Origin of the sequence: Mesorhizobium sp. M5C.F.Cr.IN.023.01.1.1 (genome assembly GCF_003997585.1) — a bacterium.
GTDB classification, from domain to species: domain Bacteria; phylum Pseudomonadota; class Alphaproteobacteria; order Rhizobiales; family Rhizobiaceae; genus Mesorhizobium; species Mesorhizobium wenxiniae.
Window position 1 is genome coordinate 24,117 of the sequence record NZ_RZSU01000029.1, and the last position, 12,022, is coordinate 36,138.

Consider the following 12,022-nt stretch of genomic DNA (forward strand, 5'->3'; position numbering starts at 1 on the left):
ATCTTTGGTCCTCGTCGACGGCAAAGCGCGCGACGCGCGCTGCTGAGTAGGACTATCTCCGGACGAAGGTGAGATAGGCCGGCCGACGGCCTTCGCGAATGGCCTTCGCCTCGTAGCGCGTACCCGGCCAACCCTCATAGGGCCGATGCCAGTCGGCGGCCTCTTCAGCCTGCCACGCAAACGCATCATGTACCCGGCAATGCAGCAGCGTCCAGTTCACATAGCTATCGATATCGGAAGCAAAGCGGAACTTTCCGCCTGACTTCAGGACGCGCGCGAAACGGTCGAGATTGACCGGACTGACGAAGCGTCGCTTCCGGTGTTTCTTCTTCGGCCAGGGATCGGGATAGAGAAGGTCGATGCCGTCGAGCGAGGCTTGCGGGAGCCAGTCGAGCAGGCGCGTGGCGTCGTCGTCATAGACGCGAAGATTGGCAAGCGGCCGTTCCCTGACGGCCATCATCATCTTGGCCATGCCGTTGACGAAAGGTTCGACGCCGACAAAACCGGTTTCAGGAGCCGCCGTCGCCCGATGCAGCAGGTGCTCGCCGCCGCCGAAACCAATTTCGAGATGAATGGCGCAGACATCGGCTTCGAACAGGCTGCGCAATTCGGCCGGCGGTCCGGCCGTCAGATCGAGCCGGTAGGTGCTGAAGCCGCTTTCCAGTGCCGCCGCCTGCTGCGGACGGATGGTCTTGCCGCGCCGGCGACCGAAAAATGCTTCGGTCGCACGGCTTGGCCGGACTTTCGGATCCATGGACGCCGCGGCTAGGCCGCGACTGCTTCGGTGGGCGCTTCGGCGAGAGCATCCTTGAGCGCCTTGGCGAGGTCGGTCTTTTCCCAGGAGAAGGACCCGTCACGGCCGGCCTTGCGGCCGAAATGGCCATAGGACGACGTCTTCGCGTAGATCGGCTTGTTGAGATCGAGGTGGCGGCGGATGCCGGACGGCGACAGGTCCATCACGGTGCGCAGCGCCTGCTCGAGCTTTGCCTCATCGACCTTGCCGGTGCCGTGCAGGTCGACATAGACCGACAGCGGCTGGGCGATGCCAATGGCATAGGAAAGCTGGATGGTGCAGCGATCGGCGAGCTTGGCCGCCACCACATTCTTGGCGAGATAGCGTGCCGCATAGGCTGCGGAACGGTCGACTTTGGTGGTGTCCTTGCCGGAAAAAGCACCGCCGCCATGGGGCGCAGCACCGCCGTAAGTGTCCACGATGATCTTGCGCCCGGTCAGGCCGGCGTCGCCGTCTGGCCCGCCGATGACGAACTTGCCCGTCGGGTTTATGTACCAGTTGCAGCTGTCGGCGATCTTCAACTCGCCGAGCGCCTCGCGAATATAGGGTTCGACGACGTTGCGGACCTTCTTCGAATCCCAGCTGGCATCGAGATGCTGGGTGGACAGCACGATTTGCGTCACTTCCGCCGCCTTGCCGTCGATATAACGGACGGTCACCTGGCTCTTGGCGTCCGGCCCGAGCCGGCCGGCATCGCCGTTGCCCTCATGGCGCGCGGCGGCCAGCAATTCGAGGATCTTGTGGCTGTAGTAGATCGGCGCCGGCATCAGATCCGGCGTTTCGCGGCAGGCATAGCCGAACATAATGCCCTGGTCGCCGGCGCCTTCCTCGCCTTGCCGGTCGGAGGCGTTGTCGACGCCTTGCCCTATATCCGGCGACTGGCCGTGCAGCAGAACCTCGATCTTTGCTGTCTTCCAGTGGAAACCGGCCTGTTCATAGCCGATTTCGCGGATCGCCTTGCGGGCGGCCGACTTGAACTTCGCCGGATTGACGAGCGGATGACCGGCGGCATCCATCAGGATGTTGCCGGCCTTGTCCTTCTTGAGCAGGGTCTCGGGGACGCGGACCTCGCCGGCGATGACGACGCGATTCGTGGTCGCCAGCGTCTCACAGGCGACGCGGACCTTCCAGGGGTCCATGCCGGTCTTTCTGGCCTCGCGATAGACCAGATCGACGATCTCGTCGGAGATACGGTCGCAGACCTTGTCGGGATGACCCTCGGCAACGGATTCCGAGGTGAATAGATAGTTTTGCCGCGTCACGGGTGTCCCCTCTTGAAAAAATGTCGGCACGCTGCCGATTGGCGCGCCACGTGTTAGCTGTGCCGGGCGGCGCTCGTCAAGCGGCGCGGCCATTCTGGTATGAAAATCGCGCTATTATCTTGACCACTGTGACCGCCGGCAGGATGCCGCAAGCGCGCTTAGCTCCAACACGTTGCTTAGCTTCAGCACGTTGATGAAAAAGACTTTGAGCATGGGTGTCGAGCAAAATCGATCCGCTCTCCGGCATGCCTATGGGATGTAAGTTACACGGTGCGCGAGATCGCGAGGATTGCCTGCCCCGCTATGACGGCCTCGCCATTTCGGGTTTTCAATGGCCAAATCAATCGGCCCAATCAATCCACTTCGTCGGTGGAAAGGGCCTTCACAAGCTCGATGATCTTGCGGCGTATCTTCACGTCGCCGATCTTGACGAAGGCCCGGTTGAGTTGAAGACCTTCAGGACTGCCGCAGAATTCGACGGCAAAAGCCATTGAGGTATCCTCCGCAAATCCGCGGTTGCCCACGGTCTCCTGGCCCGGCGCGTCCTCGAAAAAGAAAGCGACAGGAACGCCGAGTATCGAGGCGATTGCCTGCAAACGGCTGGCACCAACGCGATTGGTCCCCTTTTCGTATTTCTGTATCTGCTGAAAAGTTATTCCGAGGTTCTCGCCCAGCTTCTCCTGACTCATTCCCAACATATTGCGACGAAGCCTGATGCGACTTCCGACATGGATGTCGATAGGATTCGGCTTCTTCTTGTTTTCTTCTGCCATTTTTTCCTCGCCGAATTTTTCCGGCTTTTTGTGTTTTTCTGCCCAAACGAAGCCGGCGGCCGGTGCCCAACACAAAGACGTACCGACTTCGAGAAATTTCAGGCCGTTACAGTATGAGTTTCTAATGTGTCGACTGTCAATTCGCCCGTAGCTTTTGCCTTACATTCGATGTGAAAGCGGCCAGGGCAAACAGCAACAAGATCATCAGTCCGTTGATGCGTCTTTGGCGGGAAGAAGCGATGGCTTGATCGGAAATCGGCACATGTACATCGATGGCTCCGCGTGCGTCGATCGCCAGCGCGTCGAGGATGCGCCCGCGCGGATCGACGACAGCGGAGATGCCGTTATTGGCTGCGCGCAACAAGGGCACCCCGTTCTCCACAGCACGAATCTGCGCCTGCCTGAAATGCTGGTACGGACCCGGCGTGTCACCGAACCACGCGTCGTTCGTGACATTCACAATAAGCTCGGCTGACGTAGCGTCAATCGCCACCAGATCGGGAAAGATGACTTCATAGCAAATGAACGGAAGCACGCGGATGCCGCCGGACAGCGCGATCGGATGCCGCTCATTGCCGGCCGCGTAGGTCGTCGGCCCGGCGACGAGCTGTTTGAGCCCGAAGCGGCCAAGCAGGTCGGCAAAAGGCAGATACTCGCCAAAGGGCACCAGATGAACCTTGTCGACAGCATCTGCGATTTCGCCCTTGTCGTCGATCGCCACCACCGAATTGTAGTACCGCCTGTCGGCATCTGCCGCCGAGCCGCCCTCCTCCCGGACGACGCCGGCGATCAGCATCTGGCCGTCGTCAAGCATCTCTCCCAGCGCGGTCAGCGCATCGGGACGTTCGGCGAAAAAAAACGGCACGGAGGTTTCCGGCCACAGGATCAATTGCGGCTTGTCATGGCCGGCCTCCGGCGCCTTGGCCGAAAGCCCCATCAGCGTAGCGAAGATCCGGTCGGGCACCGAAGCGTCCCACTTCTCGCTGAGGTCGACAGCCGGCTGCACGATGCGGACCTCGAGGCTGCGCTCCGCCGGTTTCTCGGGAATAGCAAGCCGGATATAGCCGAAGCCGACATGGGCCGCGACGAGAACGGCAAGCAGTGCAGCTCCCAGGCGGACATGCCGGCGCGCCGCAAGCAGGGCCGGCAATGCAAAGACGAAGACCGCCAGCGCGTTCATGCCGACCATGCCGGTCACCGACACGCTCTGCATAAGCAAAGGCACCGGCATCGCCGCGTAGCCGACGGCATTCCACGGGAACCCGGTGAACAGAAAATCGCGCAGCCATTCCGCCAGGCCAAAACCGAAGGCAAGGGCAGCGATGCGGCCGATGTCGTTGCTCCACAGCAGCCGGGCAACCGCTGTTGCGAAGCCGTAGAAAAAGGCGAGCGCCAGCGGAATTCCAACCACTGCGAAGGGAAGCGCCCAGGCGAAACTGTCGGCCTCGACCAGAAGTGCCGAGCCGATCCACCACAGGCCGGCGAGAAAATAGCCGAAGCCGAACCACCAGCCGATGGCGAAAGCCGGCCGCAAACGCCAGAACCAGCCATCGGAGGCTTCGCCGGTCGCGCCGTCGAGGAGCCAGACCAGCAGCGGAAATGAAATAAAACAGACGGCAAAGAAATCGTAAGGCGCCTGGGCAAGAACCGCCAGCGCGCCAGCAAGAAACGCCACAAGCGCGCGGCGCCAACCCCACAGCAGAATTATCCGGCCGGCCAGGCGCTTCATAAATTCTTCCGAGTCGTGCGAATCACCGAGCAAGATTTATCAGGCTGCGGTCCACGCTCCAAACGGCCACCGCTTCAGCCGGCGTGCCGGGTTGAATCTTCGGCAATCGACCCTTTGCGGACTCAAAAGCAGGGTTCACAGACGAAGTGAGAACGATAGCGTGGATGCCCTATCAGCGTGCCAAAGCCGACAAGAAATGCTCCCCATGCGAGCACAACTCCCACAGCCATGATGCCAACTCCTGAAGCCAGTTTGCAAGCCAGGCCGACCGATGAAGAACAGCGCCAAGGGCGTATCAACGCAACGATTGCGGCTGATGCCAGCAGAATAAGCACTGGAACGCCTAAGACCACGGCGTGCATCTCCAGCATAAGAGCGAACGGAGTATCCAACTTTATCATCGGCTTAACCTCCCCTAAACCCTGAAGGCATTCAAGATGGCGACACCGATGACTTGAAGGGCCAGTTTTTCCACCCGTTGCGGACGAAGACGGGCTCGCGCAAGACGTTCACCTGTTGCCTAACCGTCTCCGCAGCAGGAAATGAAAGTCGCACAGGACAACCAGCCCAACCAGCATGCCGGATGTGGAGCCGACCACATCGCGCCAGCCAAGCTCGGACCAACTCAACACAGCTTTGGACAGGGCATACAGCGGGACCAGGAATGACAGCCCGGCGAAAAAGGCGGTTACGGCAAACCAGGTTCTTTCGAAAGAGAGCGCCTTCCGCCCATCGAAGCCACGAATTCGTGCGGTCCGCGAAATCAAGTGGCCGTAGGCTGCTTCGTCTTGCTTTCGCAGGCTCGGGATGAATATGGCGATGGAGCAGAGGAACGCTGCATACATTGCCAAGAGGCCTCTGAAAATCCGAAGGTGAGGATCACCGCCGAAGGGAGCCACGCAGTAGAGCGCCCCGAGGAGCACCGCCGCCACAAATCCATAGAAACAAAGCCGGATGGGATGCCACCAGTCTAGCGACGCAAGAAACATTTTCCGCCTTAACCCGCCGCCAATCAGCCAACAGAACTTCTTCCGCAGATATTTATTTCCGCTTTCCACCGTAACGGAAGTTCGCGGAATCGAAGACCATGCGCTGATGCCCGATTACAATCTTGAATATCGAAAGCTGCGCGAAGCGGGCTTCTCCGGCTGGTCGGGAGCCAATCGAGATGGGAACATCCGGATTCTGACAACCACGCTCATGTGGCTTGAAGCCGAATAGCTGTTACCAGGCCAGCGAGGGAAAACTCTTCGCCCTTCCAATACATCCATCAGTCTTCGCCGTCGCGCGACAGAAATGCGTTCAGCCGCTCCAGAACGAGGGCCGGGGCTTCGAGCTGAGGCAAGTGACCGACGCCAGGCAGTGTTTCGAACGACGCCCGCGGGATCAGCGCATGAAGCGCTTTGCCTCGCTCCAGCGGGATCCATGGATCGTCCTTGCCCCAGATTATCTTTACCGGACACCTGATATTCCCGAACACCTGCTCGACTTCGGCGGTGTACTTTTCGTCGGCTTGCGCGAATTGCCGATAGAAGCTTCCTCGTCCCTCCTCGGCAAGCCACGGCTCGACAAGCTTCTCGAAATCACCCGAATCGATGTCATTGACGATGGCCCCCTTGATATAGGCCTCCACGACCGCTCTGTGGATGTGCGGCGGCAGGCCCAGAAAGACATCCACATGACGACCGACGTGATCGAAGAACTCCGATCCCCACGGGCGCATGGCGACGACATTCATCAGAACATACCGCTCGAAGTCGCAGCCATGCAGCAAATGCGCCCGTAGCGTCGTCGCTCCGCCGAAATCATGGGCAACGACCATGGGCCGCTCAAGGTGCCAGTGCGCAAGCATCTCGGCGAATACCTTTCCTTGCACATCGAGTGAGGTGCGCTGCTCCGCGGCTTTGTCGGATCGCCCGTATCCGGGCATATCGTACCAGTGGACACGATAGCGCCTTGCAAGGTCTGGAATAATCCGATGCCATGAGAACGAAGACCACGGCCAGCCATGGGCCAGCACGAGCGCAGGCCCGTTGCCAGATCGACCCGCTGCCACAGCGCCCGCGGATGTTTCGACGGTCTCATCGAGTTTCCACGGCATCAGATATTCTCCCAGTATTCAGGACAGCGTCCAGATGAATTGGTTCGGAACCATATAGTTCGAGACCACCTACCATCCATCGCTGAGATTGAGACGGAGATGCTAACGGTGCCAGCCTTCGATCCGTAGATCGCACCAGCCGCTCGGCCTCCTCGCGTGGAATGGTGCGTACGGTCTGGGAGGAAGGCCAGACGTGACCCTCAGGATCGAGCGTCCTATACCGTTGTTGAGAGCTTGAACGGATCGTCGACCGTCATCGGGCGGCGGTGCTTCAGGTTTTCTCGTCGCAGGTTCTTGTCCCAAAACCGCGAGACACTTTTGCGGAACCCGCTCACGCCTGCTCGGCGCGGACGGCGCGCCGGCGGCGCTCGCCTTTCGGGGTCTCGACGATGCGCACGCGCTTGACGCGGCGCGGATCGGCGTCGAGCACATGGAATTCAAAGCCAGGGATGGCCTGCACCACTTCGCCGCGGGCCGGAACCCTGCCAAGCGTGTTGAAGATCATGCCGCCGATCGTGTCGACATATTCGCCATGCTCGCCGGCGGCGAAATCCTCGCCGATCATCTTGGCGACATCGTCGATCTCGGCCTTGCCGTCGACGACGAACACGCCCTCGCCGGTCTGGGTGATCATCGGCTCGTCCTCGTCATGCTCGTCCTCGATGTCGCCGACCACCATCTCGACGATGTCCTCGAGCGACACCAGACCGTCGGTGCCGCCATACTCGTCGATGACCAGCGCCATCTGGGTCCGCATCGCCTGCATCCGCCCCATGAGATCGGAGGCGAGCATCGACGGCGGCACGAAAAGCACCGGGCGGATCAGGGTCAGGTCGCCGATGGTGCGCGTGAGATCGACCTTGGCGAGATCGAGAAGCGTGGCGGCGGCGGTTTTCCTGGTCGTCCTGCCCTTCCTGACGCGGGCGATCTTGGTGATGTGCGCGAGCACGTCGCGGATGTGGACCATGCCGCGCGGGTCGTCGAGCGTCTCCGAATAGACCGGCATGCGGGAATGGCCAGACTGCTCGAACAGCCCCAGAAGATCGCCCAGGTTCGTCGTGATCTCGACCGCCTCGATGTCGGCGCGCGGCACCATGACGTCCTCGACGCGCACCTCGCGCAGGCGCAGGATGTTGTTGAGCATGGCCCGTTCGCCGGGCGAAAAGGCGCCGGCATCGCTCGCCGTTTCGGCAAGCGCGTCGGCGATCTCCTCGCGCAGGCTGGTGCCGTTGCGTTGCCTGAACAGGCCGAGCACGCGATCGAACAGGGAAGGACCGGCAGGCGATGGCTCGCTGGCGAAGCTGCCGGTGATGGTACTCGGACTCGAGCCCTCTTCCGTCTGTTCGGATGGCTTGGTCGCACTGCCGGCGTCTGGGCGGGCGGCAGTCTCTGGTTTGTCGTTCATCGTCGTCCGGTCATTTGATCTTTTTAGTTACGCGTAGGGATCGGGAATGGCAAGCCTCGCAAGTGCTGCGCGTTCGATGGCTTCCATTTCCTCGGCCTCGGCGTCGGTCTCGTGATCGTAGCCTAGCAAATGCAGCAGGCCGTGGATGACGAGATGGATGATATGGTTGTCGACAGGCTTGTCTTCCAGTGCGGCTTCCCGCGCAACCGTCTCGGCGGCCAGCACGATGTCGCCCAGCATCGGCGGCAGCGGGCCGCCCGCTGTGAGCGGAAAAGCCGGGAAAGACAGGACGTTGGTCGGTTTGTCCTTGCCGCGCCAGCCGGCATTGAGGCTCCGGATATTGGCATCGACAGAAAAGACGATGCTGAGTTCGGAACGGCCGGCTACGCCGATTTCGGCAAACGCAGCGGCAACGGCGCGATGGACCAGCCGCGTCAGCTCAGCCTCTTCCGGCCAGTCGCCGGCTTCGAGCGCTATATCGATGTCGACGGGAACCGGAAGATCCCCGCCTACAGACTTTCTGTCCTCAGCCATAAGGCCGCATCTTCAGCCTTCGGCGCCCAGGCCCCGGGCCAGCTTGCCGTCGCGGTCGTATGCCTTCACGATCTCGGCGACCAGCGGATGCCTGACGACGTCGCCTTCGTTGAAGCGCACCGTCACCATGCCGGTGACGCCGTCGAGGATCCTGAGCGCCTCGACCAGACCGGACTTGGTGTTTTGCGGCAGATCGATCTGGGTCGGATCGCCGGTGACGATCATGCGAGAGTTCTCGCCGAGGCGGGTCAGGAACATCTTCATCTGCATCGGCGTGGTGTTCTGCGCCTCGTCGAGGATGACGGCGGAGTGCGCCAGCGTGCGGCCGCGCATGAAGGCCAGCGGCGCGATCTCGATCACCTCGGCGGCTATCGCCCGCTCGACCTTGTCGGCCGGCATCATCTCGTAAAGCGCGTCATAGAGCGGCCGCAGATAGGGATCGACCTTCTCCTTCATGTCGCCGGGCAGGAAGCCGAGCCGCTCGCCGGCCTCGACGGCCGGCCGCGACAGCACGATGCGCTCGACCATGCCACGTTCGAGCAGCATCGCCGCATGCGCCACCGCCAGGAAGGTTTTTCCCGTGCCAGCCGGGCCGATGCCGAAGACGAGTTCGGACCGCTCCAGGGCGCGCATATAGGCGTCCTGGTTGAGCGAACGGGCATAGATCGTCTTCTTGCGCGTCGATATCTGGGCGGCTGACACCTTGCCCTTGCGCTCCAGCGTCGGCAGCGTCAGCTGGTCGTCGGCGGCGATCGCCATGCGCACGGCGCCGTCGACGTCCGACTGGCCGATGTCAGCGCCTTTCTGGAGAATGCCGTAGAGATTGTCCAGGGCGCGGCGCGCCTGCTCGGCGGCCGAGGCGGATCCCTTGATGGTCAGTTGGTTGCCTCGCGAGCGGATATCGACGCCAAGCTTCTGCTCGAGCCTGGCCAGATTCTCGTCGAACTGGCCATAAAGGGCGCTGGCAAGCTTGTTGTTGTCGAAAGTCAGAACGATGTGCGCCATATCCGAAGCCCCCGATGGTACGTTCTGGGGCAGGTTCTTCACTTCCGCAGCGCTCAACCGTCTCTCCTCATCTGCCGAGACCTTCAGGCCAATTCGGCGAACAGGCTGTTGTAACCCGTCTTCGTGATTCGTACCTGGATAATCTCGCCGATTTCGCCGGACTTTTCATCAACAATAACCGGCTGCAGCCACGGCGAGCGGCCGACCTTCTGGCCAGCCTGGCGGCCCGGCTTCTCGATCAGCGTGTCGATGGTGCTGCCGACCAGGCTCGCGCCGAAATCCTGCTGCTGCTTCAGCAGCAGCGCCTGCAGTCGCTGCAGGCGCGCGTCCTTGACGGCTTCCGGCACATGATCGGCCATTTCCGCGCCCGGCGTGCCAGGGCGCGGCGAATATTTGAACGAGAAGGCCGAGGCATAGTTCACCTGGCGGACAAGGTCCATTGTCGCCTCGAAATCCGCATCCGTCTCGCCGGGAAAGCCGACAATGAAGTCGCCTGAAAGCGCGATATCGCTCCGTGCGGCGCGGATCCGGTCGAGCAGCGTCAGATAATCCTTTGCCGTATGCCTGCGGTTCATCGCCTTGAGGATGCGGTCGGAGCCGGATTGCACAGGCAAATGCAGATAGGGCATCAGCGCCGGCAAGTCACGATGGGCGGCGATCAGTTCGTCGTCCATGTCGCGCGGATGGCTGGTGGTGTAGCGCAACCGCGCCAGCCCGGGAATCTCGGCCAGCCGGAACAGCAGGCGGCCAAGACCCCATTCCTCGCCGTTTTCTCCCTCGCCATGCCAGGCATTGACGTTTTGGCCAAGCAGCGTCACCTCGCGCACGCCGGCTTGAGCCAGCCGCTCGGCCTCGGCGACGATCTGCGCCACCGGCCGCGACACTTCCGAGCCTCTGGTATAAGGCACGACGCAGAAGGTGCAGAACTTGTCGCAGCCCTCCTGCACGGTCAGGAACGCGGTGACGCCGCGCCTGATGATCTCGGCGCGCTTCGGCTGCGGCAGATGCTCGAACTTGTCCTCGATGGCGTAGTCGGTCTCGACGATCTTTTCGCCGCCGCGCGCCCGTGCCAGCACGTCGGGAAGCCGATGATAGGTCTGCGGGCCGATGACCAGATCGACGGCCGGCGAGCGGCGGATGATCTCGGCCCCCTCCGCCTGCGCCACGCAGCCGGCGACACCGATTAGCATCTCGCGGCCGGCATGAGCCCGTTCGGCCTTCATCTCACGAATGCGGCCGAGTTCGGAATAGACCTTTTCGGCCGCCTTCTCGCGGATATGGCAGGTGTTGAGCAGCACCAGATCAGCCTCGCCGATGGCATCCGTCGCCACATAACCATCGGCGGCCAGCGCGTCGGTCATCCGCTGCGAATCGTAGACGTTCATCTGGCAGCCATAGGTCTTGACGAAGACCTTCCTGCTCGCGGCAGATGGTACGATCGCACTTTCGGCCGCACTTTCGATGTCGTCCCGTTCTATCGTATTCAGTTCCATCCGGCGGCTTCTAACGTCTTTTCCAGACAAAAAACAGACGATTCTGCTCTACAGCGCCGCGTATCCTCTTGGACGCACAAAGAACGACGGAGTACGTGAGCCTATTCCGGCTTACCGGCTCGGGCGCGGATCTGCGAGCGCCGCCTGCACCATATCACGCACCTGACTTTCCATCAGCCTTGCCGTTTCCTTGCGGTTGGAGCCCTTGGAAAAAGCGACCGGCTTGCCAAAATGGACTTCGACATCGAGCCCGCCCTCTGCCATCAGAACCTTGAGATGCGGCATCAAATCCTCGTCACCGATCCAGGCGGCAATCGGACGGTGCCTGCGGCCGAGCGGCACGCCATGCAGGCGCGTATAGACGATCGCCACCGGCTGGATGAAGACCTTTTCGGCCGCCCCTTCCGAAATCGCCATCGAGGCGGCGCCGAACAGCGTGCTCTTGAACGGCAGGATCATGTTGCCGTCGCTGGTCGAACCTTCGGCAAACAGCACCATGGCGTCGCCCTTGGCCATGCGGTTGGCGATCTCGCTCGCCTGGTCGCCCGACGAACGCTTGCGCTCGCGCTCGATGAAGACGGTACGCTGCAGCTTCGACAACATGCCTATCAACGGCCAGCCGGCCATGTCGGCCCTGGCGATGAACGTCACGTCGGCCATCGACCCCAGCACCATGATGTCGGTCCAGGAGATGTGATTCGACGCAACCAATAACGGGCGTTGGCTGGACAGCGACCCCTTGACATGGATGCGCATGCCCAGCGCCCGGATGATGAGCCGGTGCCAGATCTTCAGGATGAAAGTCTCGCGCCAGAGCCCGGTCTTCATCGACAGGATCTGCAACGGCACGAGAATCAACGAGCCGACGACAACGAGGCCCAGCGCCAGGAAAATCCTGATTTTTCCGATCATTTTGCTCCAGGCCCT

11 protein-coding genes are annotated in these 12,022 nt (G+C 61.5%); all 11 read right to left on the reverse strand.

The genetic code is table 11. The annotated features are described in order from the left end of the window. Nucleotides 1-52: 52 nt before the first annotated feature. The 11 genes from EOA78_RS14270 to EOA78_RS14320 all read right to left on the reverse strand — a co-directional run bounded on the left by EOA78_RS14270 (nt 53) and on the right by EOA78_RS14320 (nt 12,007). Nucleotides 53-754 carry a tRNA (guanosine(46)-N(7))-methyltransferase TrmB gene (locus tag EOA78_RS14270; protein ID WP_127315685.1) on the reverse strand — a complete coding sequence of 234 codons (702 nt, stop codon included), beginning with the start codon at nt 752-754 and terminating at the stop codon, nt 53-55. A gap of 11 nt (nt 755-765) precedes the next feature. After that, entirely contained in the window at nt 766-2,055 is a 1,290-nt protein-coding gene (gene metK, locus EOA78_RS14275) for a methionine adenosyltransferase (protein WP_127315686.1), read from the reverse strand. Nucleotides 2,056-2,408: 353 nt separating this feature from the next. Further along, nucleotides 2,409-2,828, reverse strand: a complete 420-nt coding sequence (locus EOA78_RS14280; protein ID WP_127315687.1) for a helix-turn-helix transcriptional regulator — start codon at nt 2,826-2,828, stop codon at nt 2,409-2,411. A gap of 136 nt (nt 2,829-2,964) precedes the next feature. Then, nucleotides 2,965-4,557, reverse strand: coding sequence for an apolipoprotein N-acyltransferase (lnt, locus tag EOA78_RS14285; RefSeq protein WP_127315688.1), 1,593 nt, complete (start codon nt 4,555-4,557; stop codon nt 2,965-2,967). Between the two features lie 509 nt (nt 4,558-5,066). Continuing rightward, nucleotides 5,067-5,546 (reverse strand): hypothetical protein, encoded by a 480-nt coding sequence (locus EOA78_RS14290; protein ID WP_206533441.1) that lies wholly within the window; start codon nt 5,544-5,546, stop codon nt 5,067-5,069. A gap of 281 nt (nt 5,547-5,827) precedes the next feature. Further along, nucleotides 5,828-6,658 (reverse strand): alpha/beta hydrolase, encoded by an 831-nt coding sequence (locus tag EOA78_RS14295; RefSeq protein ID WP_127315690.1) that lies wholly within the window; start codon nt 6,656-6,658, stop codon nt 5,828-5,830. 331 nt (nt 6,659-6,989) lie between these two features. Further along, nucleotides 6,990-8,063, reverse strand: coding sequence for a hemolysin family protein (locus EOA78_RS14300; RefSeq protein ID WP_127315691.1), 1,074 nt, complete (start codon nt 8,061-8,063; stop codon nt 6,990-6,992). A 27-nt stretch (nt 8,064-8,090) separates the two neighbouring features. Beyond that, nucleotides 8,091-8,597 (reverse strand): rRNA maturation RNase YbeY, encoded by a 507-nt coding sequence (gene ybeY, locus EOA78_RS14305; RefSeq protein WP_127315692.1) that lies wholly within the window; start codon nt 8,595-8,597, stop codon nt 8,091-8,093. A gap of 12 nt (nt 8,598-8,609) precedes the next feature. Continuing rightward, nucleotides 8,610-9,659 carry a PhoH family protein gene (locus EOA78_RS14310; RefSeq protein WP_127315693.1) on the reverse strand — a complete coding sequence of 350 codons (1,050 nt, stop codon included), beginning with the start codon at nt 9,657-9,659 and terminating at the stop codon, nt 8,610-8,612. Between the two features lie 26 nt (nt 9,660-9,685). Beyond that, complete coding sequence (gene miaB / locus EOA78_RS14315; protein ID WP_127315694.1) at nt 9,686-11,095, reverse strand: tRNA (N6-isopentenyl adenosine(37)-C2)-methylthiotransferase MiaB; 1,410 nt, start codon at nt 11,093-11,095, stop codon at nt 9,686-9,688. Nucleotides 11,096-11,206: 111 nt separating this feature from the next. After that, nucleotides 11,207-12,007, reverse strand: coding sequence for a 1-acyl-sn-glycerol-3-phosphate acyltransferase (locus tag EOA78_RS14320; protein WP_127315695.1), 801 nt, complete (start codon nt 12,005-12,007; stop codon nt 11,207-11,209). Between the last annotated feature and the right edge of the window lie 15 nt (nt 12,008-12,022).